The following is a 287-nucleotide window of genomic DNA, read 5'->3' as shown; positions in this document are numbered from 1 at the left end:
GTTGAAGGTGCAGAACCGGGCACAACCCTCTGGCATCTGGTACGGGAAGCGGCAAATATGTGGGAATAACAGATTATCCACCGACTCATAACTTACGGAGAAAATGATGGAAACTGTAGATGACTTTACCCAGTTGAGATCACAACTGACTGCGTTTACTTTCCTCAATGGCGATGGGCTGACTGTTTCTCGTCTGGGTCTCTCAATTACCCTGTTTTTTAAACAAGGTTACACTCAGGAGAAAAAACAGCGCATTCTGGCCTGTTACCGGCGCTTTCGGGAGGAGT

The 287-nt window shown here is 47.4% G+C and carries 1 pseudogene; it reads left to right on the top strand.

The window, feature by feature from the left end:
• Positions 1-106 precede the first annotated feature (106 nt).
• Positions 107-287, top strand: a pseudogene (locus EAE90_RS23480) (hypothetical protein); the annotation flags it as partial.

The sequence above is a fragment of the Photorhabdus caribbeanensis genome (assembly GCF_018448885.1).
Taxonomy (GTDB): domain Bacteria; phylum Pseudomonadota; class Gammaproteobacteria; order Enterobacterales; family Enterobacteriaceae; genus Photorhabdus; species Photorhabdus caribbeanensis.
The sequence above is the reverse complement of the archived record's forward strand: the minus strand, read 5'-3'. Positions and strand labels throughout refer to the sequence as shown.